Raw genomic sequence first — 26,594 nt, 5'->3', positions numbered from 1 at the left:
GGCTCCGCGTCGCGCGCGCGCCTGCTACCCGGAGGCAGCGCGGCGAGACCGGGCTAGACGTTTCGCCTGGCGCTTGTCACCATCTTCCGCTCAGGGGACAGGGGCGGGTCGAATGCGAGCGTGGATCGTGTGGGCAGGCCTTGCGCTTGCGGGGAGCGCGTGCGCGCAGGTGGCGCCGGTGGACCTGGCGCCGTATCTGCAGCGCGACCAGTTCGAGCGGGTCAAGATCTCGCCGACCGGCGCCTACTACGCGGTGACCGCACCGCTGGAAGACCGCACCGTGCTGGCGGTGATCCGGCGCAGCGACAAGCAGGTCTCGGCCAAGATCATGGGCCAGGCCGATTCGGTGGTGCACGATTTCTGGTGGGCCAGCGACGAGCGCATCGTGGTGTCGGTGGCCGAACGCCTGGGCGCACTGGACCGCCCGGTGGCGATCGGCCAGCTGCACGCCATCGATGCCGACGGCAAGAATGCGCGCTTGCTGGCGAGCCCCTACGGGCTCAACGACAGCGTCAATGGCGTCACCTACAAGGCCGGCCTGGACCCGTCGGTGTTCATGCTCGACACCTTGCCGGACGACCCGCGCGCGGTCCTGGTGTCGGTGGTGGAGCAGACCAAGGACCCCACCGTGCATGTGGACAGGCTCGACATCTACAACCACCGGCGCACGCCGGTGGCACGCGCCCCGGTGGCGCGTGCGGACTTCGTCACCGACCATGGCGGCCACGTGCGCTTCGCGCAGGGTGCCGAGACCGGCAGCAACGCCAATAAACTGTTCTACCGCAACGACGACGCCAGCCCGTGGCGGCTGATCAACGACGAGGCCAGCAGCGGGCATCGCAGCTTCCCGCTGGGCTTTTCCGCGGACGACAAGATCGCCTACCTGCAGGTGGAGCAGGCCGAGGGGCCCGATGCGGTGGTGGCATGGGATCCGCAGAGCGACCGCTCCACGCCGCTGCTGCGCGACGCGAAGGTCGATCCCTACCAGGTGCTGCGCGACCTGGATGGCCGCACGCCGATCGGCGTGTCTTTCATGAGCGACCGCGTGCGCAACCGCTTCTTCGACGACACCGCGCCGACGGCGCGGCTGTACCGCGCGCTGGAGCAGGCCTTCAACGGCGATGCGGTGTTCATCACCTCCGCCACCGCCGATCGGCGCCTGCTGATGCTGTATGTGTGGAGCGATCGCAACAACGGCGATTACTTCCTGTTCGACACAGCGGACAAATCGGCCAAGCGGGTCTTCAGCCGGCGCGAATGGTTCGTGCCCGAGCGGATGCCGCCGACCCGCGAGGTGGCCTTCAAGGCCAGGGACGGCATGGCCCTGTACGGCTATCTCACCCTGCCGCTGCAGGCGCCGGCCGGCAAGCCGCTGCCGATGGTGCTGCTGCCGCATGGCGGGCCGTTCGGCCTCTTCGATGGCTGGGAGTTCGACGACGATGCGCAGGTGCTGGCCGCGGCCGGCTACGCGGTGTTGCGGGTGAACTACCGCGGCTCGGGCAACTACGGCCGCGCCTACACCCAGGCCGGTGCCCGGGAGTGGGGCGGGCGCATGCAGGACGATCTCACCGACGCCACCCGCTGGGCGATCGACCAGGGCATCGCCGATGGCGCGCGCATCTGCATCTACGGCGCCAGCTACGGCGCCTATGCCGCGCTGATGGGCGCGGCGAAGGAGCCGGACCTGTACCGCTGCGCGGCCGGCTACGTCGGCGTCTACGACCTGGAGACCATGTACCGCGACCAGGCCAGGTATGCGCGCTGGACCAAGGCCTGGGCCGGCGACTGGCTGGGCGAACGCGACAGCCTGGCGGCGCGGTCGCCGGTCAACCTGGCCGCACGCATCCGCGTGCCGGTGTTCCTGGCGGCCGGCGGCAAGGACGAACGTGCGCCGATCGAACACACCGAGCGCATGGAGAAAGCGTTGAAGAAGGCCGGGGTGCCGGTGGAGTCGCTGTACGTCGCCACCGAGGGCCATGGTTTCTACACCGAAGCGCATCGGCGCGCCTACTACACGCAGTTGCTCGCCTTCCTGAGCAAGCATCTGGGCGGTGCACCGGCGCAGTAGCGGCGAGCGGCGGCATGGCGGGGCATCTGTCTCGCCATGCGCACGGCCTTGCGACGTGTCTGCCGCTAGAATGCAGGCATGTCTGGATCCCCCCTCGATGCTCTCAAGCCCCTGGCCGGCCGCGCGCTGGAAGTGGCGCTCAATCGCGCGCTGGCGCTGGACCCGGAAACCGGCGATGCCTTGCGCGACCTCGACGGCCAGCGCGTGGCGCTGACCCTGGAGGCACCGGCGCTGGCCCTGCAGATCCGCGTCGACGGCACGCAGCTGCGGGTCGGTCCGGTGGATCCGGCGCAGGAGCCGGACCTGGCGGTGCGCAGCACGCTCGGCGGGCTGCTCGCGCAGTTGCCGTTGCTGGCACAGGCGCGGCGTACCGGCAGCCCCGGCGGGCGGGTACGGGTCTCCGGCGATGCCGAACTGGCGCGGCGCCTGCAACACCTGGCGACGCGCTTCGATCCGGACTGGCAGCGGCCGTTCGTGCAGGTGTTCGGCGAGGTGCTCGGCGTGCAGGTGGCCAACACCGCGCGCTCGGCCCTGCAGCAGGCCCGGCGCAGCGCGCAGGACCTGGCGCAGAGCGCGGCCGAGTACGTCACCGAGGAGTCGCGCGACGTGGTCGCGCGCGCCGAACTGGAGGCCTTCTACGACGACGTCGACGTGCTGCGCGACGACGTCGAGCGCATGTCCGCGCGCGTGGCCAGGCTGCAGCCGGAGCGTGGCGCATGAAGGCGATGTTCCGCGCCAGCCGCATCGGTCGGGTGATCCTGCGCTACCGCCTGGACGACCTGCTCGACGGCACCCCGGCCGAACGCTGGCTGCGCCTGGCCAAGCCGTTCGTGCCGCGCGCCAGCCCCGACATCGCCGCGCAGTCGCGCGGCGCGCGGCTGCGCCTGGCGCTGCAGGACCTGGGGCCGATCTTCGTCAAGTTCGGGCAGATCCTGTCCACCCGCCGCGACCTGATGCCGCCGGACGTGGCCGAGGAACTGACCCTGCTGCAGGACCGGGTGCGCCCGTTCGACGGCGAGGCCGCGCGGCGCATCGTCGAGCAGGCGCTGGGGCAGCCGATCGGCGTCGCCTTCGCCAGTTTCGACACCACGCCGCTGGCCTCGGCCTCGATCGCGCAGGTGCATGCGGCGACGCTGCACGACGGCCGCGAAGTGGTGGTCAAGGTGCTGCGCCCGGACATCGAGCGGCAGATCGATGCCGATATCGCCTTGCTGAAATCGGCCGCCGCACTGGTCGAACGCACCCATCCGCGCGCCGACAAGATCCGCCCGCGCGAGGTGGTGGCCGAGATCGAGACCACCCTGGCAGCGGAGCTTGACCTGCAGCGCGAGGGCGCCAACGCCAGCGTGCTGCGCCGCTTCTGGCTGCACTCCGACGACCTGTACGTGCCGGAGGTGATCTGGACCCACACCGCCGAGCGCGCACTGACCCTGGAGCGGGTGCGTGGCATTCCCTCCGACGACATCGCCTCGCTGGACGCCGCCGGCATCGACCGCCGCGCGCTGGCGGCCAAGGGCGTGCGGGTGTTCTACACCCAGGTGTTCCGCGACAACTTCTTCCATGCCGATGCGCACGCCGGCAACATCTGGGTCGACAGCGACCCGGCGCGCCGCGACAACCCGCGCTTCATCGCGCTGGACTTCGGCATCATGGGCCAGCTCTCGCAGGAAGATCAGTACTACCTGGCCGAGAACTTCATGGCCATCTTCAACAAGGACTACCGGCGCATGGCCGAGCTGCACGTGGAGGCCGGCTGGATGCCGGCCAACGTGCGCATCGACGAACTGGAGGCGGCGGCGCGCTCGGTGTGCGAGCCGTACTTCACCCGGCCGCTGTCGCAGATCTCGCTGGCCGAGGTGCTGATCAAGCTGTTCCGCGTGGCCCAGCGCTACCAGCTGACCCTGCAGCCGCAGCTGATCCTGCTGCAGAAGACCCTGCTCAACATCGAAGGCGTCGGCCGCCAGCTCGACCCGGAGCTGGACATCTGGGCGGTGGCGCGGCCGGTGCTCGAGCGCATCCTGATCGAGCGCTACAGCCCGCAGCGCGCGCTGCACGAACTGCGCAAGCGCTTGCCGGAGATCATGACCCACGCGCCGGACATGCCGCGCCTGATCCACGGTTGGCTGCGCCAGCAGGTCGAGGGCCGGCACGAGCTGTCGATGCGCTCGCGCGACCTGTTCGAACTCAACCTGCTGGTGCGGCGCATGCAGCGGCGGGTGGTCGCGGCCATCGCCGGCGTCGGCCTGCTCACCGTGGCGACGTTGCTGTATTCGCTCGATGCCGGCGGCCCGCACCTGGGGGGCGTGTCGTTGTGGGCCTGGATCAGCGGCGGTGCCGGCGCGGCGGCCTTGCTGTCGGCGTGGTGGCGGCGCTGAGCATGGCGGTGCTGGATCGCGCACGGCTGCAGGCGGTGCGCGCCGAACTCGGCGCGGAAGGTCCGCGCCACGACGCCCACCAGGCCGAGCGCGCGCAGCGCCTGCTCAACATCACCCCGGAGACCGGCGAGCTGCTCGCCGTGCTGGTCCGCGCCAGCGGCGCGCGACGGGTGCTGGAGATCGGCACGTCCAACGGCTATTCCACCCTGTGGCTGGCCGAGGCCGCGGCGGCACTGGGTGGCGGCGTGACCACGCTGGAATATGCCGCGCACAAGATCGCGCTGGCGCAGCGCAACTTCGCCTGCGCCGGCGTGGAGGGCTGCGTCGAGCTGATCCACACCGACGCCGGCGCCTGGCTGGCCGATGCGGCGTCCGCGGCGTTCGACCTGGTGTTCCTGGACGCCGAGCGCACGCTCTATTGCGACTGGTGGCCGCAGCTGCGTCGCGTGTTGCGGGCGGGTGGGCTGCTGGTGGTGGACAACGCGCTGTCGCATGCGACGGAGATGGTGCCGTTCGCCGCGCTGCTGCAGGCCGATGCCACGTTCACCTGCACCACGCTGCCGGTGGGTAACGGCGAACTGCTGGCGGTCAAGGACGCATAGCGGTCGGCGTCGTCGGGCGCCGTCTTCTGCGCACAAGGATGACCACCGCCGCGGCATGGCGACAGGCCAGGCGGCCGCGACGTCACGGTCGAGTCTCTGCCGCGATGCGGGCATCCCCGCGTCGTATGCGCCGATGCGTCACGCGTCTGGACGCAGGCAAGCGATGCGCATTGTGGCGCGTCGATGCGGCACGGATAATCCGCAGGTGAATACCGCCGATACCCCTTTGCAGATCCTCTACCAGGACGCGCTGCTCGCCGTGGTCGACAAGCCCGCCGGGCTCATGGTCCACGACAGCAAGCTCGCCCGCGGCGAGGACGATTTCCTCGCCGACCGCCTGCGCGCGCAGCTGGGCCGGCCGATCTTCCTGGTGCACCGGCTCGACCGCGCCACCAGCGGTTGCCTGCTGCTGGCCTTCGACCGCGACACCGCCAGCGTGCTGGGCAAGGCGCTGATGGGGGGCGAGGTGGACAAGGACTATCTGGCGATCTGCCGCGGCTGGCCGGCCGAAGACCGCTTCGAGGTCGACCACGATCTCGATGGCGGCCCGGGCAAGCCGCTGAAGAAACCGGCGCAGACCCGCTTCGAACGCCTGGCCTGCGGCGAACTGCAGGTACCGTCCGGCGAGTTCGCCACCTCACGCTATGCGCTATTGCGCTGCAGCCCGGTGACCGGACGCTTCCGGCAGATCCGCCGCCACCTCAAGCATCTTTCGCATCACCTGATCGGCGACACCAGTCATGGCGACGGCCGCCACAACCGCATCTTCCGCATGCAGGGCGTGCACCGCATGCTGCTGCACGCCGAACGTCTGTCGTTCCCGCATCCCGATGGACATCGGATCGCGGTGACGGCGCCGCTGGATGCGCAGTTCGTGCGCGCGTTCGGGTTGTTCGGTTGGGATCCTGCGCCTTGGCAGGTGGATGCAGGCGGTGGTGTGGCGGGATAGTGCCGCGGCCACCATGAGGCTGTGTCGCAGCAAGGTGCGCCGCCGCCACTGGGTGACCTGTTCGAGGCTGATCTTTTGTACGTGCAGTGCCAAAGCTTCCGCGGCGGAATGGCGACAATGCCTAGTTTAGTCTATCTTGCCCAACTGAATTCCGTAGTTTCCAGGGGGGTATATGTGGAATAAGGTTCGTTTGGTTCTTGCTGTCTCGATTATTTTCATGCTGCCATTTTCCGCATCGGCAGGAGATGCGTCAGGAAAAGTGTCAACGATCATGGCGCACTCCCAGGATGTCGTGTTCTTTTCCCTTGATGGACCCTACACAAACGTGCCTGTCTGCTCCAGCACGTCGTTGGCGGTGTCATTGGCGACCCAGTCTGGAAGAGCCCAGTACGAATTGCTGCTAAGCGCTTCCGCGCAAGGCAAGGTGGTCTACGTGCATGGAACGGGCGATTGTGCGGTATGGGGCGATCGCGAAACGGCCGCGTATATCTGGATGAACTGACGTGCTGCTCATCCGGCCGGGTATTGCGGACCGCGCAGTATCAATCGTGCTGATGGCAATCATGGAACGCTATCGTGCATGCGTGGGCAGTGAACCCTAGGAGCGGCTGCAGCCGCGACCGGAGCGCATCGGGAACGCCCGGTCGCGGCTGAAGCCGCTCCTACGACAGGTGCAATCGATCAGCGTTACTTCGTAGGCGGTGCGTTGACCGTCTGCTCCAGGTCTTTCTGCAGGTCGGCGAACAGCGGGGTCATCTTCTGCTGGATCGCGCCCATCAGGTTCTGCATCAGCTGCGGGGTCTTGTCGAGCAGGCTCTGCCCGGCTGGGCTCTCGTAGAACTCGGCCATCGCCAGCACGTCCTGCTTGGAGAAGGTCTGCTTGTACAGGTTGACGTAGAGCGGGCGCATCTCCTGCCAGGACAGCGCCTTGCGCACGGTGGCCTGGGTGCGCTCCTGGATCTGCTGCAGCTTCTGCTGCTGGGTGGCGTCGAGCGGGTGCTGCGCGGTGAGCTGGGCGAATTGCTGGCGCTGCATCGCCTCGATCTGCGGCAACATGGTGTCGAGCATGTTCTGCGCACGCGAGGCCGACAGCAGGCGGTTGACGTCGGCCTCGCTGGGCGGTTCGGCCAGCGCCGGGACGGCGGCCAGGGCCAGCAGCAGGGCCAGCAGCAGGCGCTGCGGCCAACGGAAGAAGCGCGGAGTCGGGGACATGGAGCATCCTGCAGGGCGATGACCGGCGGCCAGAATACGGCAATCGCCGCGCCGCCGCCGCCGCGTGCGGGGAAACGCGGCCGGCCGGCGTCCGCTCCCTGGCCCGTTCAGGCGGCGCCGACGCGGAAACCGGGCGGTCCGGCGAATACCCTACAATCCGCGCCATGGGTAACGGGGCCATCCACATCTCGAGCAGCCTGACGATTCCGGAGGACGAAATCGTCGAGCGCTTCGTGCGCGCCAGCGGCGCCGGCGGGCAGAACGTCAACAAGGTCGCCACCGCGGTCGAGTTGCGTTTCGACCTGGCCGGCTCGCCGTCGCTGCCGGAGCCGCTGCGTGCGCGCCTGCTGGCGCGGCGCGACCGCCGCATCACCGCCGACGGGGTGCTGGTGATCGATGCGCAGCGTTTCCGTACCCAGGACCGCAACCGCGACGATGCGCGCCAACGCCTGGCCGAGTTCATCGCCGCCGGGCTGTCGGTGCCGAAGCGACGCATCGCCACCAAACCCTCGCACGGCGCCAAGCTGCGACGCCTGGACGCCAAGCGCGAGCGCAGCCAGATCAAACGCGGCCGGTCGCCCGGCCGCTGGGAGTGACTTTTGACCGAACGCGATTACCGCCTGCCCGCAGCGCCGCCGAACATGCCGATGGTCAAGCCCAGCCGCTTCATGCGCTGGCTCGGCCGCACCGCCTTGCGGGTGACCGGCTGGCGGGTCGTGGGCGAGTTCCCCAACGTGCCGAAGCTGGTGATGATCGTGGCACCGCATTCGTCCAACTGGGACGGCTTCCTGGGCTTCGCGGTCAAGTTCGCGGTCGGCTTCGAGGTGCGGGTGCTGGGCAAGACCCAGTTGTTCTGGTGGCCGCTCGGCCCGCTGCTGCGCAAGCTCGGCGGCATCCCGCTGGACCGCAAGTCGCCGCGCGGGGTGGTGGAACAGGCGGTGGCGCTGATCCGCGGCGCCGAACGCATGTGGTACGTGATCACGCCGGAGGGCACGCGCAAGCGCGTGGAGAAGTGGAAGACCGGCTTCTGGAAGATCGCCCACGGCGCGCAGGTGCCGATTTTTCCGGTGTACTTCGACTACCCCAGCCGCACCGTCGGCCTTGGCGAGGTGGTGTGGACCAGCGAGGACATGCAGGCCGACATCGCCGCGATCCGTGAATGGTACCGGCCGTGGCGCGGCAAGCATCGCGATACGTTGTGAGGAACAGCGGCGACTGACGGCAGTGCTGACCGGCCGTCTGGCACAGCGGCATCCACCGATCTCGTAGGAGCGGTTTCAGCCGCGACCTGAGCTTCCCAGATGTCCCGGTCGCGGCTGAAGCCGCTCCTACGGGGCATCGGTCGGGTCCTTGTGGGAAAGATTGAAGCCGCTCCCACAGGTGCAGCGCCAGCCTCGTCGGAGGATCCATTGTGGGAGGGACTTCAGTCCCGACGCATGAAGGTCTCAGGTGGCCTTGAGCTTCGTTCGTCGCGGCTGAAGCCGCTCCCACATGCAGGCGTCGACCCCGGCGCTACAGCGCGCTGCCGCCGAACTTCTGCGTGTACTGCAGGTACACGCTGCGGCCCACGGTGTCGAACCAGGACACGTCGTAGTACGGGTACGACGTATAGGTGCGGTCGTGCGGCGGCATCTTGTCGAACAGGTTGGTCACCGTCAGCGACAGCTGCGCGTGGTCGGTGAAGCGGTACTGCAGCGAGGCGTTGTAGCGGTAGGTCGCGCCGATCCACGGGCTGTCGCCGCTCTCCGGGTCGTAGACCTGGTCGTAGGAGTCGGAGGTCGGCAGGCGGCCCAGGCGTTCGCCGTGCAGCGTCGCGGTCCAGGCGTTGCGTTCCCACGACACGCTGGCGCTGGCCTTGGTGCGCGGGATGTCGTAGCCGCTGTTGACCGCGAACTCGTCCACCATCGCTTCGCCGGCGTACACCTGGATGTCGTGGCGCCGCACCCAGGTGTAGTTGCCGCTCAGGCGGAAGGTGCCGATGCCGGTATCGAGCCGGTACTGCGCGCTCAGGTCGATGCCGTTGGTGCGTTCGCGGGCGATGTTGATCGGGTTGACGTAGACCCCGTACAGGCGCCCGTCGGCGCTGCGGGTGACCCGCGCCAGCGCCTGCTGGCAGGTGGTGGAAGTGGCCTGCAGCACGCCAAGGCGGCAGTCGGCTTCGTCGCGCAGTACCTGGTCCACGCGCAGGTCCTGCACCTGGTCGCGCATGTCGATGTTGAAGTAGTCCACCGACAGGTCCAGGTCCGCCATCGGCGACCACACCAGGCCGGCGGTCCACGAGGTGCTGTTCTCCGGATTCAGCGCGCGATTGCCGCTGCGGCCGCGGATCACCGCCTCCTCGTTGTAGCTGCAGTCCTGGATCGCCACGCCCGGTTCCTCGCTGGCGCAGCGGTAGTAGTCCACGCCGGTGGTCTCGTCGTTGCCGGGGCCGGCATACACGTAGTGCAGGTCCGGCGCGCGGAACGCGGTGCCGTAGGACGCGCGCACCAGCAGCGATTCCACCGGCCGCCACTCCAGCCCGCCGCTGTAGGTGAACTTGCCCAGCGAGCGCCCGGCGAAGCGGTACTGGTCGTAGCGCCCGGCCAGGCTCAGCGACACCGTCGACAGCACCGGCAGGCGCAGCTCGCTGGCCAGCGCCCAGCGGTTGCGGCTGCCGTGGCCGTCGGAGTCCTTCCAGCTATAGTAGTAGTACTGCGTGGCCAGCGGATCCGGGCGCAGGTTGTAGCTCTGGTTGCCGAACTCGGCGGTCGCGGCCATGCCGGCATCGCCGCCGGGCAGCGAGAACAGCGCGGTGTTGGTGGCGGTGAAGGCGAGGGTGTCGGTGCGCGAGCGCGGCTGGTACACCGTGCGCTGGGCGATGCTGTCGTACTCGGCCCGGCTCAGCGGCGTGTACAGGCGCTGCGGGTCGGCGTTGAAGATCGGCAGCCCCGAGTCTTCGTCCACGCCCAGCTGCGGGCCGAGGAACAACGCATTGGCGCGCGCGGCGACGATCTGCGGCCAGCTGATCGTGGCCTGGTACTGGGAGTGGCTGAGGCTGGTCTCGTAGTCCCAGTCCGCGCCGAGGTGGCCCTTGAAGCCGGTGGTGATGCTGAAGGTCTTCTGCCGGGTGCGGATGGTGCCGGCGTTGAGGCCGCCCATTTCCTCCGGACTGAACTGGCGGCCCCAGGCTTCCACCTGATCGGTGGCCTGGTTGTAGAAATAGCCTTGCTCGTTGCCGTCCGGGGCCATGTAGCCCCATTGCGTCACGTCGCGGAACAGCGACAGCTCGTGGTAGCCCAGCTGCACGTCGGCGAACCACTCGCTGCCGTTGTCGAAGGCGTAGCGCAGCGAGGCGTAGCCGTTGAGGCCGCGGCGCTTGTTGGTGATGGTGCCGTAGCCGATCGAGGCGCTGCTGCCGCAGAACGCGCCATAGCCCGGGCGCGTGGCGTACCCGGTGCTGCCGCCGTTGAGGCCGGACACCGCCGCGCAGGTGTCCGCGCCCGGGTCCAGGTAGTTGTCGTCGTAGTCGGTGCGCAGGAAGGTGCGCCGCGGTACCTGCGCGCGCGCGGTGGGACCGTCCAGGGTGCTGTCCTGGCGGCTGCGCTGGTAGGCCCACAGCGGCGTCTGCGACACCAGCTCGGCACCGAACACCGCATCGAAGTTGCCGCGCGACCAGCCGCTGCTGAGGCTGAGGTTGAAGCTCTCGCCGCCGCCGCGGGTGGTGTCGCCGAAACGGTAGTCCAGCGTGGTGCCGTCGGCGTGCTTCTTGAGGATGAAGTTGACCACGCCGGAGATCGCGTCCGAGCCGTAGATCGCCGAGGCGCTGCCGGTCAGGATCTCGATGCGGTCGATCATGCCCAGCGGGATGTTGGAGATGTCGGTGAAGTTGCTGCGGCCCTTGAACGGCATCGGGAAGTCGGCGATGCGGCGGCCGTTGACCAGCACCAGGGTGTGGTTGGGGCCGAGCCCGCGCAGGTCCACCTGCTGCGCGCCGGGCGAGAAGTCCGCGCCGCTGGCCGACTGCGGGCTCTGCGTCTCGCCGCCGTTCTGGGTCATCGCGCGCAGCACGTCCGGCACCGAGGTGAAGCCGTTGGCCTTGATCTGCTCGGCGCTGATCACGCTGATCGGCGCCGGGCCTTCCACCTGCGTGCGCGGGATGCGCGAGCCGGTGACGCGCAGGGTGTCCAGTTGCGCCACCGGTGCGTCGGCCGCTGCGGCCGGCGCCGGTGCGGCGGCACGGACCGGCTGCGCGCGGGCCGGGGCCGGCTCCTGGCGCCGCACCAGCCAGGCGCCGGAGGCATCGCGCTGGGCGACGAAGCCGCTGCCACGCAGCACCTGCTGCAGTGCCTGCGCGGTGTCCAACTGGCCGTGCGCGCCGCCGCTGCGGGCCTGGCCCAGTTGGTCGGCGCGGTAGATCAGTTGCGCGCCGGATTGCCGCGCCAAGGTGTCCAGCGCCGCACGCAGCGGGCCGGCGGGGACGTCCACCGTGCCGGTGGCGGCCACGGCAGCGGGTTGCGCCTGCGCCGCACAGGCGCTCGCACAGGCCATGCTCAGCAGCAGGGCACGCATCGGATACCGCATCGAGTTTTCTCCCCAAACGGGCGCGGAGCGCGCCTCCGTAGCTCCAGGACGAACGAGACCGACAAATCCCCCCGCCGCCGCGCCCGCCCGGCGCGGGACGGCTCAGCGGCTGTGCAACAGCACCGTGTCGCCGTGGCGCTCGGCGCGGATCGGGAAGCCCTGTTCGAGCAGGCGCACGAAGGCGTCGACGTTGGACCAGCGCACGTTGCCGCCGACCCGCAGCGCCGCGGCGCCGGCATCGGCGACCTGCAGCTTCACCGTGTTGTAGCGGTTGAACTCGGCCACCGCCGCCTGCAGCGGGGTGTCGTCGAAACTCAGGTAGCCGCTGCGCCAGTCCAGCACGCGCTCGGCCTCGGCCAGCGCCACCCGGCGCACCAGCACCCCGTGCGGGCCGGCCTGGGCGATGCTGCCGGCGTGCAGCAGCAGCGGCGGCGCCTGCGGCGCGCTGGCGGACTCCAGCCGCACCGTGCCCTCGGTGACCACAACGCGCAGCGCATCGGCCTCGCGGCGCACCGCGAAGCGCGTGCCCACCGCCACCACACGGCGCGCGCCGCTGGCGACCACGAATGGCCGGCCCGGGTCCTTGCTCACCGCGAAGAACGCCTCGCCGCGCTGCAGGTCGATGCGCCGCTGCGCGTGCGACAGCGCCACCGCGATGCGGCTGTCGCTGCTCAGCGTCGCCTGCGAGCCATCGGCCAGGGCCACCGGGCGCAACTGGCCGGTGACGCTGGCGTAGGCGGTCGGCACTGGTGCGACGGCGTGGCGCCAGACCAGGGACAGCACCGCGGCACCGAGCAGTGTGGCCGCCAGTGCGGCCGGCCAGCGCCGTCGCCGTGGCGCACGCGGACGTGGGGCAAAGCGCAGGTCGCGCAGATCCGGCGCGGCCCTGGCGGCCGGCGCCGGCGTGCTGCGGCCGCCCAGGCCCTGCCAGCGGCCGCGTTCGGGCACCTGCCCATCGCGTTGGCCTGCGCCCAGTGCCTGCAGGCGCCCGCTCTCCTGCCACGCGGCCTGCAGGCGCAGGAACGCCACCCGGTGCGCGGTGGCCGCGGCCAGCCACGCGTCCAGGCGCGCCTGCCGTGCGTCGGACCAGTCGCCGCGGTCGCGCCGCGCCAGCCAGGCCGCCGCACGCGCCTCAATCCACCTGCTGTCCATCGCGTGCCCGCGCCTGCACTGGCTTCGCCGGCGCCGCCGCACCTTCGTCGCCATGGAAATGATCGGCCAGCAGGCGCATGCCCCGGGCCACCTGCTTCTCGACGCTCTTCTCGCTGATTCCCAGGCGCACGGCCACCTCCTTCTGCGGCAGTTCCTCGACCCGCCGCAGCCAGACCACGCTGCGGCAGCGGTCGGGCAGCCGGTCGAAGGCCGCCGCCAGCCGGCCCAGCACCTGGCGTCCGCCGCACCAGCGTTCCGGCGACAGCTCGTCTATCAGGACGTGCATCGACTCCAGATCCCCCACCGCCTCGATCGACACCACCCGGTTGCGGCGCAGCCGGTCGGTCATCAGGTGCCGCGCGGTGGCGAACAGGAACGACTTGGGCAGGCTCGGCCGGGCCTTGCCGGCGGCCTCGTAGACGCGCACGTAGATCTCCTGGCGCAGGTCGTGCCACTCCTCGCGATGCGGCCAGCAGCGCCGCAGGTAGCCGCTGAGCGCCTGCTCGTGGACCAGGATTTCTTGGACGAACCAATCGTCGAGGGAAGCGGACATGGATCCCACATTAGCCGATCGCCGGCACGTGCGGGCAAGTGCCGCGCGCGCCAACGTGGGAGGGTGAGGCGGCGGGGGGAAACCGTGCCGCCGTTCGTCCCCTCTCAGCAACGAGCCGCACGCTCGCCTGCCCGCCCCGTTCCCGAGGAGATCCGCATGACCCGTTCCGTCGGCATGTTCCGGCCCTGGATGTCGCTGCTGCTGGGCCTGTGCCTGGCCACGCCCGCCGTCGCGCGCGATTACCGCCAGTACCTGGTCGGCGATCCGGCCGCGCCCACGCCCGGCCCGGTGTCGCCGGGCCTGCTGCTGATGGGCGGCGGCGACCGCAACTACGACGCGCTGCGCTGGTTCATGGCCAAGGCCGGGCACGGCCACGTGGTGGTGCTGCGCGCCTCGCAGGCGGGCGAGGTGGGCGAGGAGTTCTACCGCAAGGTCGGCGGCGTGGCCTCGGTGGAGACCTTCGTGTTCAGCGGCCGCGGCGCCTCCAGCGATCCGGCGCTGCTGCGCACGCTGGCCCGCGCCGATGGCATCTTCATCGCCGGCGGCGACCAGTCGCGCTACGTGCGCTACTGGAAGAACACGCCGGTGGCCGACGCGCTGGACGCACACGTGCGCGCGGGCAAGCCGCTGGGCGGCACCAGCGCCGGCCTGGCGATGCTCGGCGAGTACCTGTACGGCTCGATGGACGGCGGCAGCATCACCAGCCCGGCGGCGCTGGCCGATCCGCTGGGGCCGGCGGTCACCATCGAGACCGACTTCCTGCACCTGGACCTGCTCAAGCGGGTCATCACCGACACCCACTTCCGCGAGCGCGACCGCCTCGGCCGCCTGTTCGCGTTCCGCGCCAAGGCCGCCACGCTGGCACCCAAGGATGCGCCGCTGATCGGCGTGGGCGTGGACGAAAGCGCCGCGCTGGCGGTGGAAGGCGATGGCAGTGCGCGCGTCTACGCCACCGATCCGCAGGCCGTGGCCACCGTGGTCGCCGGGCCGCTGCAACCGCCCACCCCGGCCGGGCAGCCGCTGCAGGCCGCGCGCATCGAGACCGTCGGCGTCGGCCCCGGTTCCACCCTGCACCTGCCCGACGGCCGCGTCGACGCGCCGGTGTTCCATCGCTACTACGCCGTGCAGGACGGACGCATGCGCGAGATTCCCGCCACCACCCTGGTGATCCATGGTGGCGCCGGTGTGGAGCGCGCCAGCAGCAGCCCCGCCGACCTGGCCGAGGCGCGCGCGGCGATGGAGAAGGCGCTGCGCACCGGGCAGGCGCTGCTGGCGCAGGGCAAGCCGGCAGTGGATGCGGTCGCCGCGGCGATCGCCGTGCTGGAGGACTCGCCGCAGTTCAACGCCGGCAAGGGCGCGGTGTTCACCCACGACGGCCGCAACGAACTGGACGCGGCGATCATGGACGGCCGCACCGGCAAGGCCGGCGCGGTGGCCGGCGTGCACCGGGTCAAGAACCCGATCGAGCTGGCGCGCGCGGTCATGGACCAGTCCGAGCACGTGATGCTGGTCGGCGACGGCGCCGAGATCTTCGCAAAGCAGCACGGGATCACGCTGGTCGCGCCGTCCTACTTCCGCACCGAGAAGCGCTGGCAGCAACTGCAGCAGGCGCTGAAGGAAGAGGCCAACAAGCAGGCGCACGCCGACCTGGAGACCGCCAAGCACTTCGGCACGGTCGGCGCGCTGGCGCTGGATCTACAGGGCAACCTGGCCGCCGGCACCTCCACCGGCGGCATGACCAACAAGCGCTACGGTCGCGTCGGCGACTCGCCGATCATCGGCGCCGGCACCTTCGCCGACACCCGCTGCGCGGTGTCCGGCACCGGCTGGGGCGAGTTCTACATCCGCGCGGTAGCGGCCTACGACATCTGCGCGCGGGTGAAGTACGCCGGGCAGAGCCTGGCCCAGGCCGCCGATGCGGTGATCGACCAGCAGATCCCCAAGGCCGGCGGCGACGGCGGCGCGATCGCGCTGGGCGCCGACGGCAGCGTGGCCTTCCCGTTCAATACCGAGGGCATGTACCGCGGCTGGATCGGCGCCGACGGCGTGCCGCACGTGGCCATCTTCAAGGACGAGGCGTTGCCGCTGCCCGGCGGGCAGTGAGCTCGCGTGCCGGCCCGCGACGCGGTGCCGGCCGCTTCCCTGCGCCGGGCTGGCTTCGCGTGCCGGCCGGTGGGACGACGTCGCACTGTCGGCGCTGGCGCCATGCCCGCGCCCGGCGATCTGTACGCCGGCTGGCTGCCGCGTCGGGCCGAGCCAATGGCACATGCCGCTGCCATGCAAACCCGGTAACGTGGGCGGCTGTCTTGGCCCCAAGGTCCTCCCAGGAGTTCCACCTCATGTCGCGTAACGTCGTTCTGGCCGCCGCCATCAGCCTGGCGCTGGCCGCCTGTTCCGGTAAGGAGTCCACCCCCGTGCCCGCCGCTCCCGCTGCTCCGGCCGCCGCGCAGCCCGCCGCCGCCGCCAACCCGCTGCTGACCCCCAGCACGCTGCCGTTCCAGGCGCCGCCGTTCGACAAGATCAAGGACAGCGACTACCTGCCGGCCTTCGAAGAGGGCATGAAGCAGCACCTGGCCGAGATCCGCAAGATCGCCGACAACCCGGAGCCGGCGACCTTCGCCAATACCCTGGAAGCGATGGAGCGCAGCGGCGAGACCCTGACCCGCGTGTCGCGCATCTTCTTCGGCCTGGTCCAGGCCGACACCAACGATGCCCGCCAGAAGATCCAGGAAGAGATCGCGCCCAAGCTGGCCGCGCACCAGGACGAGATCAGCCTGGATCCGAAGCTGTTCGCGCGCATCAAGAGCCTGTACGACCAGCGCGACACGCTGACCCTGGATCCGGAGCAGAAGCGCCTGGTCGAATACGAATACCAGGAATTCGTGCGCGCCGGCGCGCAGCTGTCCGACGCCGACAAGGCCACCCTGCGCAAGCTCAACGTCGAAGAGACCACCCTGGCCACGCAGTTCCACACCAAGCTGGTCGCGGCCACCGCCGCCGGTGCGGTGGTGGTGGACGACAAGGCCAAGCTCGACGGCATGTCCGATGGCGACATCGCCTCGGCCGCGCAGGACGCCACCGCGCGCAAGCTCGACGGCAAGTACCTGCTCGCCCTGCAGAACACCACCCAGCAGCCGGTGCTGGCCTCGCTGAAGGACCGCGACCTGCGCCAGCAGGTGATGGCCGCCTCGCAATCGCGCGCCGAGAAGGGCGATGCCAACGACACCCGCCAGACCGTGCAGCGCCTGGCGCAGCTGCGCGCGCAGAAGGCCAAGCTGCTCGGCTTCGACAGCTACGCCGCCTACAGCCTCAGCGACCAGATGGCCAAGACCCCGGACGCGGCGCTGAAGCTGCTCACCGACACCGTGCCCGCCGCCACCGCCAAGGCACGCAGCGAAGCGGCCGAGATGCAGAAGGTGATCGATGCGCAGAAGGGCGGCTTCAAGCTCACCGCCGCCGACTGGGATTTCTACGCCGAGCAGGTGCGCAAGGCCAAGTACGACCTCGACGAGTCGCAGATCAAGCCGTACTTCGAACTGGACAACGTGCTGCAGAACGGCGTCTTCTATGCCGCCAACCAGCTGTACGGCCTCACCTTCAAGGAACGCACCGACATCCCCACCTACCACGACGGGATGAAGGTCTATGAAGTGTTCGACAAGGACGGCAAGTCGCTGGCGCTGTTCTACACCGACTACTTCAAGCGCGACAGCAAGTCCGGCGGCGCCTGGATGGACGAGTTCGTCGGCCAGAACGGCCTGACCGGCACCAAGCCGGTAGTCTACAACGTCTGCAACTTCACCAAGCCCGCCCCGGGCCAGCCGGCGCTGCTCAGCTTCGACGACGTCACCACCATGTTCCACGAGTTCGGCCATGCGCTGCACGGCATGTTCTCCAACGTGAAGTACCCGACCCTGGCCGGCACGTCCACCTCGCGCGACTTCGTCGAGTTCCCGTCGCAGTTCAACGAGCACTGGGCGTCGGATCCGAAGGTGTTCGCGCACTACGCCAAGCACTACCAGACCGGCGAGGCGATGCCGGCCGACCTGGTGGAGAAGATCAAGAAGTCGCGCACCTTCAACCAGGGCTACGCCACCACCGAGTACCTGTCGGCGGCGCTGCTCGACCTGGCCTGGCACACCCTGCCGGCCGACGCGCCGCTGCAGGACGTGGACAAGTACGAGGCCGACTCGCTGAAGAAGTACAAGGTAGACCTGGCCGAAGTGCCGCCGCGCTACCGCACCACCTATTTCGACCACATCTGGGGCGGCGGCTACTCGGCCGGCTACTACGCCTACTTCTGGTCGGAAGTGCTCGACGACGACGCGTTCCAGTGGTTCAAGGAGCACGGCGGCCTGACCCGCGCCAACGGCGACATCTTCCGCGCCAAGATCCTCTCGCGCGGCAACACGGTCGACCTGGCCACCCTGTACCGCGACTTCCGCGGCAAGGACCCCAGCGTCGAGCCGCTGCTGGAAAACCGCGGCTTGAAGAACTGATCGGCGCTGCGCCGATCATGGTGATCGAGAACGGGATGGCCTTGCGGCCATCCCGTTTTTCGTTGGAGTTCGAATAGGCTTTTGCTAATGCAACCGCATGCCTCCCGCAGGCGGCACGACTCGGTCCACTGCATAGACCGCACGTGTCTCGCGCACGCCGTTGGACATTGGTGCGCGCAGCGGCTGGCGCGCGATCTGTAGCAGCAGCGTAAGAACTTCGTTCGCAGCAGCGCAGAGTGTGCCGCCCACCTCCGGCAACACCAGTTCGGCACGTTCGCTCGCATCGCCGGCTGCCAGCATCTGGCCGTGCGCCGACACGCTCTCGGCCAGCAGGGTGAGCCGGTCGATCTGCTCTTGCGTGATCTGGAACGCGCCGCCGCCTGTGTTCGGCGCCAGCTCGACGGTGACCTCGCGCAGGGTGTTGTGCGTCGTATCGGTCCGCTGCGCAGGATAGGACAGGGCGTCCAGCACCAAGTCCACCTGGTCCGCCAATAGCTCCAAACACAGCGCCAACTCGCCCATGCGCACCTTGGGCTCGGCGGCACGCTCCTCGTGCTGCGTCCGCGGCTGCGCCAGCCGGACCAGGAACCACACGTGATCGCGCAGCTTTGCAAGCCGAAACTGGCTCTCCTCCGGCAGGAAATAGCCTGGCATGTCTTCGTCGTCCGAATGATCGTGTGACATCGTTGCCTCCTCGTTCCATCAAGGGGTACGCCCGCCAAGAATGGCGGACGGGAAGTCGGGAGGTTCGAAACCGCACGTAGCCGGCGGGCATATTTCCCCGAAGGGTGTTGTATTAGCCGCCCTCCCGACGCAGGCATCGCGTCGGCTTGCGATTGCAAAGCATGCAAGCACAAAAAACCCACCGGTTTGTCGGAGGTGGGTACCGCTACGTGAGGAGTTTCGACGCTCCTTGGGTCAAGAGTGCGACTACCCGATGAGCGTGTCAATAGCAAAGTGGAGAGTTTCCGCGGTGAATGGAGGCCGTTCGCTGCGCTACGCCCCCCGCCATTTATGAGCTGGCTACACGGTTGCGAATTTTATGGTGCGGAAACGGAAACAGCCTTTGCCGGGGAGAAAATCGGCAGATGTTGGTCGGTGGTACCGGCTTCGCCACAGCGTACCCCGTTCGTTCTCATGAGATTGCGCCCTTATGCAAGGCGGCATTCTCGAAGTTATTAGATGGACAGAGCAAAGTGGTCGTTGCTGTTGGTCCCGAAGCTCTAAAGCGGGCGTTTCTACGAAGAGGGCATCGAGCGAGTGACTCTCTGGGCAAGGAAAAGTTCTCGCAGTTGATGGGAATGTGTGGGCTGCGGAGCCGCCCACAGGCCATAAACTGTGGCTATACCGCTTGCTAAGCTATCTCGCCCCAAGACACTAGGTCGTCTCGGTGAGTAGGCGTGATACTCTGTGTGTTGACTAACAAGCGCGTTGGCTAAACGAGTCACGTACTCCTACAGGCCACCTCGGTTAAGAGGGGCCTCACATAACAATTGAAGCAATTGAGATGATTGATTCCCTTACATCTGAAAGAGACGTTGAAGTCAAAATTGTCACTCCGCTGTTCAGCCAAGTTCTCGGATATGACGAAAGTGAGATGCAATGGGCTGTGCCTGTTCGCATGAACTTCGGGCGGGAGGTTCGGACGAAAGAAGCTGACTTGGTCATCAGTCGTAACGGTGAGGCTCTGATAGTTGTTGAAGCTAAAAAACCGACTGAGGCCATCTTAGGCGCAACAGGTCAAACTGATTCTTACGCTTTTGCGCTGCAGTCTCCGTTTAGCTTGATTACAAATGGTAAAGAGTACCGACTCAGGGCCTATTATCATGGTAATAGGCGGGTAGATTTGCTTAATGGTTCAATTGGAAGTCTTTCAAAAAAGAACTTTGCTAGGCTGATTAAGTTAATTGGCTCTAAGGAGATCTCTGGAACTGCTTCAGATTCCGCGCTTGTGGTCCAAGAGCCAGATGCTGAGAAGATTCGAGATTATCGTCGATTCTTTAAGGGTCTTCATAATGCCATACGTGATGGTGACAAGCTCGACCCGGCCGCCGCTTTTGATGAGCTGAGTAAGCTGCTTTTGATGAGCGCGGCTGATGAGGTGTTGTACTCTAAAAACTCAAAACATAAAAAAATTACATCTGAAGATGTCATTAATTGGATTGAGACCTCACATAAAAAGGCTACCGATTCCGTAAATATCCACTTCAAAGAGGTTGTTCAGATAGCTTTCCCGTTGCTCTCGGATGAAACGTCTGAGCTAAATCTTTCGCCAGAAACTGTAGCCGCGTTGCTCAAAAGGCTTCAGCCCTTCAGCGTCAAGGGTGACGATGTAGACGTCAAGGGACGAGCTTTCGAAGAGTTTCTGCCTTCTCAACTGAGGGGTAAGGGCCTGGGTCAGTACTTCACCCCTCGCCCGGTTGTTAACTTTATGTGTGATGTAGCCGAAGTTTCGCTGAATGACACCGTTCTTGATTTTGCCTGTGGATCGGGTGGGTTTTTGATTAAAGCTTATGAAAAGATGAAGGGTGAGGTCGAGGTTCTTCCAGCCGGCACCATTAAGCGACTAGGGACAACTCGGCAGCAAATGATTGAAGATATCAAGGAGTCTCAGATATTTGGTATCGATGCGGAGCCTAGGGCGGCTAGAACTGCTCGCATGAATATGCTGCTATGGGGCGATGGAAAATGTGTTGTCAGAGGAAATGCGTTGGCCCTAACTGACTTTTCTGGTCACGAATACGCAGTCAGGGATTATGATAGTTCGGACGTTGGTAGTGGGTGTAGCCTGATTTTGGCGAATCCGCCTTTTGGTGCTCGGGAGAAGGAGGCAAAAATTCTTGCCAATTATGAATTCGGGTCCAAGAGAAAGAAAAGAATATCTCAGAAGACCGAGGTCTTGTTCGTAGAGAAGGCTTTGCGTCTCCTTCGGCCTGAAGGGAGACTTCTAATTGTTCTCCCAACTGGCCTCCTAAGTGCGGACTCCTACGAGGATCTTCGCATGCTGATCCTGAGGACTTCCTGGGTTAAGGGGATATTCAACCTTCCGACGCATACCTTTGTTCAGTCGGGCATTCCGACGGTTAATACTGTAGTGCTCTACCTGCAGAAATTTACTTCTGATGTGCAGCGGTTTTTCGATACGCTGAGTGTTGATGCTACGTTTGAGGATTACAAGGATTTGCTCTCTAGGGCGCCTCAGTACGACTACGAAATTGCGATGGCTATGGCGGAGAATGTCGGCGCAGAGGTTGGAGGGGATAAGGGCTCCGGCGGTGATTCTCTTAATGATCTTGATTTGATTTTGAAGGACATCGTAGGGAACTCTGATGGGGACTTGTCCGAGTTGGATGTGTTCGAGTTCGCCGAGCGACTGTATGGAATCAAAAGCTATAGACGCAGGGATCAAGTGCAGCGAGGTTCTAGAGTAGGTACGAAGGTGTTCTTCAAGGCACGCGCTAGCGCCCTTGTCAATCGAATGGACCCCTCCTACTATCTGTTTCAAGAGAAACTCAAGGCTTTCGTCGATGAGATGGAGCCGATTGGGCTAAGAGTCAAGCCGGTGTCTAGTAGGTTCCGACCAAAATCACCTGAGGAGCTCGACGCCGAATATTCATTCTTGTCAATTTCGAGCGATGGCAAGGTCACTGTGCGCGAAAAACTGCGAGGTGAAGATGTGTTGACTCCACAGAAGATGGTAAGGTCAGGAGATATAATTTATAACCCGATGCGCGCGAATATTGGCAGCCTGGGTGTCGTTGACGAAGAGTATGCGGGAGGACTAGTTAGTCCTGACTATCACGTGCTGCGGCCTGACGGGATCGATGCCGAGTATCTTGTTGGACTGCTACGTACCCCATTCTACAAATTCTATATTGATATAGTTACGACTGGATCTATTAGGGATCGGCTTTATCCGCAAGATCTTCAGCGTATGCTCATTCCTAAAGTTGATCCATCAAAGCGAAAGAAAATTAAAGAATTGCAGAATGCGATAGCTGATGAGGTGGATGCGTCGCAGAGGAGAGTGTCTGGCTTCTCGGTAGGCTTGAATGAAACCGTTCGTGACATGCTGAAGAATAGGCGGGGTTAGCCGTCGAAGGAAGCTTTGCTTAATTGGCTGACATTTGATCTGAGCGGCTCGCCTCCCAACACGGGATGCTGATTTAGAGCGGGCGCCAACTATATGGCGCCCATCGCTAATGTTCATAAAAATTCGGGGTGTGCGACGGCCATCTCTCCATCAGAGGCCAGCTGCTGCAGGTGGGCGAGGCCGGCGATGAGGAGCGGTTCGGCGCGCATTGCGCGGCCCGGACCTGCACGACGTGCGCGTGCCGCCCGGCAAGCTGCTGGTCATGGGCGACCATCGCGGCGACAGTTTCGATGGCCGCTACTTTGGCTTCGTCGATGCCGACAGCGTCTATGGCAAGGCGCTGGCGGTGTTCTACCGTCGTGGCGAGGGCCTGGAGTGGGCGCGGCTGTAGGGCATCGCTCGCAACGAAGGGACGTGATCGGTAGGAGCGGCTTCAGCCGCGACGGGCGTTCCCGGTAAGGCCTGTCGCGGCTGAAGCCGCTCCTACAAGGGGAAAACCTGGTTCCGCTGGAACATCGCGATCATAAGCCTTCGGTCGGCGAGCAGGAGCTGCTGCCCGTGGCGCGCTCAGAACGCCACGCCCGCCAGCGTGCACGCCACCTCCCACAGCTGCGCGGCCACCTGCGGATCGCGTGCCTGCCGGGCAATCCTGGCCGGTGCTGGGTCGCCCTTCAGTTCGAATGGGCCGTCCGGTCCGTAGTACGCGCCGCCCCGCACCTGCGGCGAGGTCGCGGCGTAGAGGGTGGGCAGCGCCCCGGCGGCGGCGGAATGGCTGATCAATGGGGCCAGCCACCTGGTGGCCGTGCCCACCGCGCTGCGGCGCCCGTCTGCGTCCGGGCCATTGGCGACCAGCGCGGTCTGCGCGATGCCGGGATGCGCGGCGACCGCACACAGGCCCCAACCGTGCGCGTCGCTGCGTCGCTGCAGTTCCAGTGCGAACATCAGCATCGCCAGCTTGGATTGCCCATAGGCCTTCCATGGCCGATAGGGGCGTTCGCACTGCAGATCGTCGAAGTCGATGCGGCCTTGGCGGTGCGCCAGACTCGACAGGTTCACCACGCGTGCGGCCGGCGCGGCGCGCAGCAGCGGCAGCAGTCGCGCGGTCAGCGCGAAGTGGCCGAGGTAGTTGCTGCCGAACTGCAGCTCCAGGCCGTCGGCCGTGGTCTGCCGCTGCGGCGGCGCCATCACGCCGGCGTTGTTGATCAGCAGGTCCAGCCGCGGGGAGCGCGCCGCGATGCGCTCGGCCAAGGCGCCCACCGAGGACAGCTGCGCCAGGTCCAGCGCTTCCACGCGCACGTCGGCCGCCGGATGTGTCGCCAGCACCGCCTGCCGTGCGGTCTCGCCCTTGGCCGGGTTGCGGGCGGCCAGCACGACGCTGGCGCCCGCGCCGGCCAGCGCCAACGCGGTCTCGTAGCCGAGTCCGCCGGGGCTGGCGCCGGTGACGATGGCGATCTTGTCGCGCTGCGACGGCAGGTCGGCCAGGGTCCAGCGGCTCACGGCGCCACCGCCTGCGCCAGCGCGCGCCACCAACGCTCTCCATTGGCCGGTTGCGTCAGGTCGACGCGCTCGCCCATTCGCGGCGTGGCCAGCGCCACGCCGGCGGCGTCGGCCAGTGCGGCGAGACGTTCGAAGGGTTCGTGCCAGGCATGCATGGCCAGGTCGAAGGTGCCGTTGTGGATCGGCAGCAGGGTGCGTCCGCCGATGTCCAGATGCGCCTGCAGGGTTTGCTCCGGCTGCATGTGCACGTGCGGCCACTCCACGTCGTAGGCGCCGTTTTCGATCAGGCTCACATCGAACGGGCCCAGCCGCTCGCCGATCGCCTTGAAGCCGTCGGAGTAGCCGCCGTCGCCGCTGAAGAACAGCTTCAGTTCGGGCGTCTCGATCGCCCACGAACACCACAGCCGACGCCCGCGGTCGAACATGCCGCGGCCGGAGAAATGCTGCGCCGGGGTGGCGGTCAGCGTCACCCCGTCCACCGTGGTCGACTGCCACCAGTCCAGTTGTCGCACCTTGTCCGCGGCCACGCCCCAGCGCAGCAGCAGGTCGCCCACGCCCAGCGGGGTCACGAAGGTCCCGACGCGCTCGGCCAGGCGGCGGATGCTGGCGCGGTCCAGGTGGTCGTAGTGATCGTGCGAGAGGATCACCCCGGCGATCGGCGGCAAGGCGTCCAGCGCGATCGGCGGTGCGTGGAAGCGCCGTGGGCCGGCGAACGGAAACGGCGAGACGCGTTCGGAGAACACGGGGTCGGTCAGCCACAAGCGCTCGTGCAGCTTGAGCAGCACGGTGGAATGGCCCAGCCGGTACAGGCTGCGGTCGGGCGCGGCCAGCAGTTGCGCGGCGGTCAGCGGCAGCACCGGCAGCGGCTGCGCGGGTACCGCCTCGGGCGACTTGCGGGTCAGCAGATGCCACATGATCCGCAAGGTCCCGGCCAGGCCGGGCATGCCGCTGGTGCCCGGGGTGGCGTTGCGGAAGCGGCCGTGGCGGTACTGCGGCGAGGCCAGATGCGAGGGCGGGACACGGGACAGCGGGGGAGCGGACGCGGACATTGCGGCAATCCTTGGATGGCAATCTGGCAGGTGAATTACACTACACAGTGTAGTTTCCTTTTCGTGAAAGTAAACCGGTCGGTGTAACATCTGCCCATGGCTTCTCTTTCCACGTCCGCGCCGGCACGGCTGACCGAACGCAAGCGCCAGGCGATCCTGGAGGCGGCGATCGCCGAGTTCCGTGGCCATGGCTTCGAAGCCACCAGCATGGACCGCATCGCGGCCAGCGCCGGCGTGTCCAAGCGCACCGTCTACAACCATTTCCCGAGCAAGGACGCGTTGTTCGACGAGATCCTGCTGCAGCTATGGAAGCGCAGCCTGGACACGGTCGGCGTGCCTTACAGCCCGCAGCAGCCGTTGCGCGCGCAGTTGCTGCAGCTGCTGCAGCAGAAGTTGCAGATGTTCGACGATCCCGCCTTCCTCGGCCTGTCGCGGATGGCGATCGCCGAAGGCATGCGCGCGCCCGAGCGCGCACGCGAGTTGATCGCGCGCCTGGGCAGCAAGGAGGAGGGCACCCTGGTCTGGTTGCGCGCGGCGCTGGCCGATGGCCGGCTCAAGCCGCTGCAGCCCGAGTTCGCCGCGCAGCAGCTGCATGCGCTGATCAAGGGCTTCGCCTTCTGGCCGCAGCTGACCATGGGCCAGCCGCCGCTCAGCTCCGCGCAACAGGCCGAAGTGGCCGCGTCAGCGACGGACATGTTCCTCGGGCATTACGCGCGGGATCCGGGTTAGCCGGTCCGCGTCACCGCGCGTGCGCAGCGGGCATCAGCCCTCGCACCACACCGCCAGCTCGTAGCCGTCGCGGTCGGCGAAATGGAAGCGGCGTCCTCCCGGGAATTCGAACACGGGGCGCACGATGCGGCCGCCGGCGGCCTCGATGCGGGCCTGGGTGGCGGCGAGATCGTTGGAATACAGCACCACCAGGGCGCCGCCGGGCTGCGCGGTGCCGTGGAAGAAACCGCCGCTCAGGCGGCCGTCGCGGAACTCGCAGTAGTCCGGGCCGTAGTCCTGGAAGGTCCAGTCGAAGGCCTGGCCATAGAAGACCTTGGCCGCATCGATCGAGGCCACGGCGAATTCCAGGTAGTCGATGCGGTGATGCTGTTCGGCGTGGGACATGGGCGGCTCCTGTGGATGGGGCGCCAGTATCCCGCGCCGCGAAGCGCCCGGCTTGGCGAAAACGGCCAGTTCAGCGCGCGTGCCGTTGCACCAGCTCGCGCGGGGGCAGCCCGGTCAGTTGCCGGCTGTCGCGCACCAGGTGCGGTGCGTCGCCGTAGCCGGCCTCGAGTGCGGCTGCGGTCAGGCTGGGATGCTGGCGGACCAGGGCCAGGAAGCGTTGCAGGCGCAGGATGCGCTCCAGGGTCTTGGCGCCGTAGCCGAACGCGTCGTGGCTGCGCCGCCGCAGCGTGCGTTCGCTGATGCCCAGCGCGTTGGTCAGCGCGCCCAGTCGCGGTGGCGTGTCGCCGGCGAGCTGCGCGAACAGCCAGGCCATCGCGGGGTCGGCCTGCAGCGGGCAGCTGGCGCACAGTGCGTGCAGGGCCGCCAGCGGGTCGGTGGCATCTTCCAGTCGCGCCTGCCAGTGGCGGCCTTGCCCATCCCACAGCGCCTCCAGCGGCACGCGCTGGTCGGCGATGGCCTGCAGCGGCACGCCGAGCAGGCTGGCGCCGGCCCCGGCGGCCAGGCGCACGCCGGTGAGCACGCTGCCCGGCGCCAATGTGGCGTCGGTGGCGCGGCGATCCGGCCCGGCCACGAACAGCGCGCGGCCATCCCAGATCAGGTCGACGCAGCCATCGGGCAGCACCTGCGTCGCGGCGGCCTCGGCTTCGCCTTGACGGAAACGCCAACTGCAGCGCAGGCGGTCGCGCAGCGCCGGTGGCGCGTCGACTTCGGCGTAGCGGGAGGGCAGCGACATGCGGTGCGGGCAGGACGAGGGAACCAACTGCCACGGTAGCAGGCCGCGTCGCCACCCGAGCGTTGTCGCGCCGTCGCGT

The 26,594-nt window shown here is 67.2% G+C and carries 21 protein-coding genes and 2 pseudogenes; 14 read left to right on the top strand and 9 right to left on the bottom strand.

Features of this window, described 5'->3' with window-relative positions; all coding sequences use genetic code 11:
- Positions 1 to 112: 112 nt before the first annotated feature.
- From GGR71_RS15960 to GGR71_RS15935, 6 genes are all read left to right on the top strand, one after another.
- Positions 113 to 2,068, top strand: coding sequence for an alpha/beta hydrolase family protein (locus tag GGR71_RS15960; protein WP_184452122.1), 1,956 nt, complete (start codon positions 113 to 115; stop codon positions 2,066 to 2,068).
- A gap of 78 nt (positions 2,069 to 2,146) precedes the next feature.
- Complete coding sequence (locus tag GGR71_RS15955) at positions 2,147 to 2,788, top strand: ubiquinone biosynthesis accessory factor UbiJ (protein WP_160961359.1); 642 nt, start codon at positions 2,147 to 2,149, stop codon at positions 2,786 to 2,788.
- Complete coding sequence (ubiB, locus tag GGR71_RS15950) at positions 2,785 to 4,443, top strand: ubiquinone biosynthesis regulatory protein kinase UbiB (protein ID WP_184452120.1); 1,659 nt, start codon at positions 2,785 to 2,787, stop codon at positions 4,441 to 4,443. The genes GGR71_RS15955 and ubiB overlap by 4 nt, the downstream gene beginning before the upstream one ends.
- 2 nt (positions 4,444 to 4,445) lie before the next feature.
- Entirely contained in the window at positions 4,446 to 5,045 is a 600-nt protein-coding gene (locus GGR71_RS15945; protein WP_237474417.1) for an O-methyltransferase, read from the top strand.
- A 133-nt stretch (positions 5,046 to 5,178) separates the two neighbouring features.
- Positions 5,179 to 5,994: a pseudouridine synthase gene (locus GGR71_RS15940; RefSeq protein WP_456362633.1), complete on the top strand. Its 816-nt coding sequence runs from the start codon at positions 5,179 to 5,181 to the stop codon at positions 5,992 to 5,994.
- A 217-nt stretch (positions 5,995 to 6,211) separates the two neighbouring features.
- On the top strand, positions 6,212 to 6,496 hold the full coding sequence (locus GGR71_RS15935; RefSeq protein WP_184452118.1) for a hypothetical protein: 285 nt from the start codon (positions 6,212 to 6,214) through the stop codon (positions 6,494 to 6,496).
- A gap of 185 nt (positions 6,497 to 6,681) precedes the next feature.
- On the opposite strand, the gene GGR71_RS15930 is transcribed toward GGR71_RS15935, so the two are convergent.
- Positions 6,682 to 7,206 (bottom strand): DUF2059 domain-containing protein, encoded by a 525-nt coding sequence (locus GGR71_RS15930; RefSeq protein WP_160961345.1) that lies wholly within the window; start codon positions 7,204 to 7,206, stop codon positions 6,682 to 6,684.
- Positions 7,207 to 7,370: 164 nt separating this feature from the next.
- On the opposite strand from GGR71_RS15930, the gene arfB reads away from it, so the two are divergent.
- Both arfB and GGR71_RS15920 read left to right on the top strand, forming a co-directional pair.
- The gene (gene arfB, locus GGR71_RS15925) at positions 7,371 to 7,802 is read left to right on the top strand and encodes an alternative ribosome rescue aminoacyl-tRNA hydrolase ArfB (RefSeq protein WP_017907723.1); all 432 of its coding nucleotides are present in this window, start codon (positions 7,371 to 7,373) and stop codon (positions 7,800 to 7,802) included.
- 51 nt (positions 7,803 to 7,853) lie between these two features.
- Positions 7,854 to 8,408 (top strand): lysophospholipid acyltransferase family protein, encoded by a 555-nt coding sequence (locus GGR71_RS15920; protein WP_160961425.1) that lies wholly within the window; start codon positions 7,854 to 7,856, stop codon positions 8,406 to 8,408.
- 310 nt (positions 8,409 to 8,718) lie between these two features.
- On the opposite strand, the gene GGR71_RS15915 is transcribed toward GGR71_RS15920, so the two are convergent.
- The 3 genes from GGR71_RS15915 to GGR71_RS15905 all read right to left on the bottom strand — a co-directional run bounded on the left by GGR71_RS15915 (position 8,719) and on the right by GGR71_RS15905 (position 13,471).
- Positions 8,719 to 11,754, bottom strand: a complete 3,036-nt coding sequence (locus GGR71_RS15915) for a TonB-dependent receptor (protein WP_237474416.1) — start codon at positions 11,752 to 11,754, stop codon at positions 8,719 to 8,721.
- Positions 11,755 to 11,868: 114 nt separating this feature from the next.
- The gene (locus GGR71_RS15910) at positions 11,869 to 12,918 is read right to left on the bottom strand and encodes a FecR family protein (protein WP_160961339.1); all 1,050 of its coding nucleotides are present in this window, start codon (positions 12,916 to 12,918) and stop codon (positions 11,869 to 11,871) included.
- Positions 12,899 to 13,471 carry an RNA polymerase sigma factor gene (locus GGR71_RS15905; protein ID WP_160961337.1) on the bottom strand — a complete coding sequence of 191 codons (573 nt, stop codon included), beginning with the start codon at positions 13,469 to 13,471 and terminating at the stop codon, positions 12,899 to 12,901. The genes GGR71_RS15910 and GGR71_RS15905 overlap by 20 nt, the downstream gene beginning before the upstream one ends.
- Here GGR71_RS15905 and GGR71_RS21155 point away from each other — a divergent pair.
- The 3 genes and pseudogenes from GGR71_RS21155 to dcp form a co-directional block, all read left to right on the top strand.
- Positions 13,382 to 14,392: pseudogene (locus GGR71_RS21155) on the top strand (cyanophycinase); the annotation flags it as partial. The gene GGR71_RS15905 and the pseudogene GGR71_RS21155 sit on opposite strands and share 90 nt — an antisense overlap.
- A gap of 216 nt (positions 14,393 to 14,608) precedes the next feature.
- Complete coding sequence (locus tag GGR71_RS21150) at positions 14,609 to 15,574, top strand: isoaspartyl peptidase/L-asparaginase family protein (RefSeq protein ID WP_237474423.1); 966 nt, start codon at positions 14,609 to 14,611, stop codon at positions 15,572 to 15,574.
- A 236-nt stretch (positions 15,575 to 15,810) separates the two neighbouring features.
- On the top strand, positions 15,811 to 17,970 hold the full coding sequence (gene dcp / locus GGR71_RS15895; protein ID WP_160961331.1) for a peptidyl-dipeptidase Dcp: 2,160 nt from the start codon (positions 15,811 to 15,813) through the stop codon (positions 17,968 to 17,970).
- A gap of 84 nt (positions 17,971 to 18,054) precedes the next feature.
- On the opposite strand, the gene GGR71_RS15890 is transcribed toward dcp, so the two are convergent.
- A complete protein-coding gene (locus GGR71_RS15890; protein ID WP_160961328.1) occupies positions 18,055 to 18,654 on the bottom strand; it encodes an XAC0095 family protein in 600 nt (199 codons plus the stop codon).
- A gap of 823 nt (positions 18,655 to 19,477) precedes the next feature.
- Between GGR71_RS15890 and GGR71_RS15885 the strand changes: the two genes are divergently transcribed.
- Entirely contained in the window at positions 19,478 to 22,063 is a 2,586-nt protein-coding gene (locus GGR71_RS15885; RefSeq protein ID WP_160961325.1) for an N-6 DNA methylase, read from the top strand.
- A 134-nt stretch (positions 22,064 to 22,197) separates the two neighbouring features.
- Positions 22,198 to 22,454, top strand: a pseudogene (locus GGR71_RS15880) (S26 family signal peptidase); the annotation flags it as partial.
- A gap of 176 nt (positions 22,455 to 22,630) precedes the next feature.
- Here the strand turns inward: GGR71_RS15880 and GGR71_RS15875 are convergent.
- Positions 22,631 to 23,560 (bottom strand): SDR family oxidoreductase, encoded by a 930-nt coding sequence (locus GGR71_RS15875; protein ID WP_160961322.1) that lies wholly within the window; start codon positions 23,558 to 23,560, stop codon positions 22,631 to 22,633.
- Positions 23,557 to 24,609: an MBL fold metallo-hydrolase gene (locus GGR71_RS15870; protein WP_160961319.1), complete on the bottom strand. Its 1,053-nt coding sequence runs from the start codon at positions 24,607 to 24,609 to the stop codon at positions 23,557 to 23,559. The genes GGR71_RS15875 and GGR71_RS15870 overlap by 4 nt, the downstream gene beginning before the upstream one ends.
- Before the next feature lie 96 nt (positions 24,610 to 24,705).
- On the opposite strand from GGR71_RS15870, the gene GGR71_RS15865 reads away from it, so the two are divergent.
- Positions 24,706 to 25,338, top strand: coding sequence for a TetR/AcrR family transcriptional regulator (locus GGR71_RS15865; protein WP_160961317.1), 633 nt, complete (start codon positions 24,706 to 24,708; stop codon positions 25,336 to 25,338).
- A 33-nt stretch (positions 25,339 to 25,371) separates the two neighbouring features.
- On the opposite strand, the gene GGR71_RS15860 is transcribed toward GGR71_RS15865, so the two are convergent.
- Together GGR71_RS15860 and GGR71_RS15855 are read right to left on the bottom strand one after the other, a co-directional pair.
- On the bottom strand, positions 25,372 to 25,722 hold the full coding sequence (locus tag GGR71_RS15860) for a VOC family protein (protein ID WP_160961314.1): 351 nt from the start codon (positions 25,720 to 25,722) through the stop codon (positions 25,372 to 25,374).
- Between the two features lie 70 nt (positions 25,723 to 25,792).
- On the bottom strand, positions 25,793 to 26,515 hold the full coding sequence (locus GGR71_RS15855) for a helix-turn-helix domain-containing protein (protein WP_160961311.1): 723 nt from the start codon (positions 26,513 to 26,515) through the stop codon (positions 25,793 to 25,795).
- Between the last annotated feature and the right edge of the window lie 79 nt (positions 26,516 to 26,594).

Source organism: Xanthomonas sp. F1 (genome assembly GCF_014199855.1).
This window is presented reverse-complemented; position numbering and strand designations above follow the sequence as displayed.

Excerpts from the sequence above, each read along its gene's own strand:
- GGR71_RS15955 (WP_160961359.1), top strand. The coding sequence starts at position 2,147 with ATGTCTGGATCCCCCCTCGATGCTCTCAAGCCCCTGGCCGGCCGCGCG.
- GGR71_RS15915 (WP_237474416.1), bottom strand. The coding sequence starts at position 11,754 with ATGCGTGCCCTGCTGCTGAGCATGGCCTGTGCGAGCGCCTGTGCGGCG.
- GGR71_RS15920 (WP_160961425.1), top strand. The coding sequence starts at position 7,854 with ATGGTCAAGCCCAGCCGCTTCATGCGCTGGCTCGGCCGCACCGCCTTG.
- GGR71_RS15940 (WP_456362633.1), top strand. The coding sequence starts at position 5,179 with ATGCGTCACGCGTCTGGACGCAGGCAAGCGATGCGCATTGTGGCGCGT.
- GGR71_RS15870 (WP_160961319.1), bottom strand. The coding sequence starts at position 24,609 with ATGTCCGCGTCCGCTCCCCCGCTGTCCCGTGTCCCGCCCTCGCATCTG.
- ubiB (WP_184452120.1), top strand. The coding sequence starts at position 2,785 with ATGAAGGCGATGTTCCGCGCCAGCCGCATCGGTCGGGTGATCCTGCGC.
- GGR71_RS15910 (WP_160961339.1), bottom strand. The coding sequence starts at position 12,918 with ATGGACAGCAGGTGGATTGAGGCGCGTGCGGCGGCCTGGCTGGCGCGG.
- GGR71_RS15860 (WP_160961314.1), bottom strand. The coding sequence starts at position 25,722 with ATGTCCCACGCCGAACAGCATCACCGCATCGACTACCTGGAATTCGCC.
- GGR71_RS15890 (WP_160961328.1), bottom strand. The coding sequence starts at position 18,654 with ATGTCACACGATCATTCGGACGACGAAGACATGCCAGGCTATTTCCTG.
- GGR71_RS15855 (WP_160961311.1), bottom strand. The coding sequence starts at position 26,515 with ATGTCGCTGCCCTCCCGCTACGCCGAAGTCGACGCGCCACCGGCGCTG.
- GGR71_RS15945 (WP_237474417.1), top strand. The coding sequence starts at position 4,446 with ATGGCGGTGCTGGATCGCGCACGGCTGCAGGCGGTGCGCGCCGAACTC.
- GGR71_RS15935 (WP_184452118.1), top strand. The coding sequence starts at position 6,212 with ATGCTGCCATTTTCCGCATCGGCAGGAGATGCGTCAGGAAAAGTGTCA.
- GGR71_RS15905 (WP_160961337.1), bottom strand. The coding sequence starts at position 13,471 with ATGTCCGCTTCCCTCGACGATTGGTTCGTCCAAGAAATCCTGGTCCAC.
- dcp (WP_160961331.1), top strand. The coding sequence starts at position 15,811 with ATGTCGCGTAACGTCGTTCTGGCCGCCGCCATCAGCCTGGCGCTGGCC.
- arfB (WP_017907723.1), top strand. The coding sequence starts at position 7,371 with ATGGGTAACGGGGCCATCCACATCTCGAGCAGCCTGACGATTCCGGAG.
- GGR71_RS15960 (WP_184452122.1), top strand. The coding sequence starts at position 113 with ATGCGAGCGTGGATCGTGTGGGCAGGCCTTGCGCTTGCGGGGAGCGCG.
- GGR71_RS15885 (WP_160961325.1), top strand. The coding sequence starts at position 19,478 with ATGATTGATTCCCTTACATCTGAAAGAGACGTTGAAGTCAAAATTGTC.
- GGR71_RS15930 (WP_160961345.1), bottom strand. The coding sequence starts at position 7,206 with ATGTCCCCGACTCCGCGCTTCTTCCGTTGGCCGCAGCGCCTGCTGCTG.
- GGR71_RS15865 (WP_160961317.1), top strand. The coding sequence starts at position 24,706 with ATGGCTTCTCTTTCCACGTCCGCGCCGGCACGGCTGACCGAACGCAAG.
- GGR71_RS21150 (WP_237474423.1), top strand. The coding sequence starts at position 14,609 with ATGCGCGAGATTCCCGCCACCACCCTGGTGATCCATGGTGGCGCCGGT.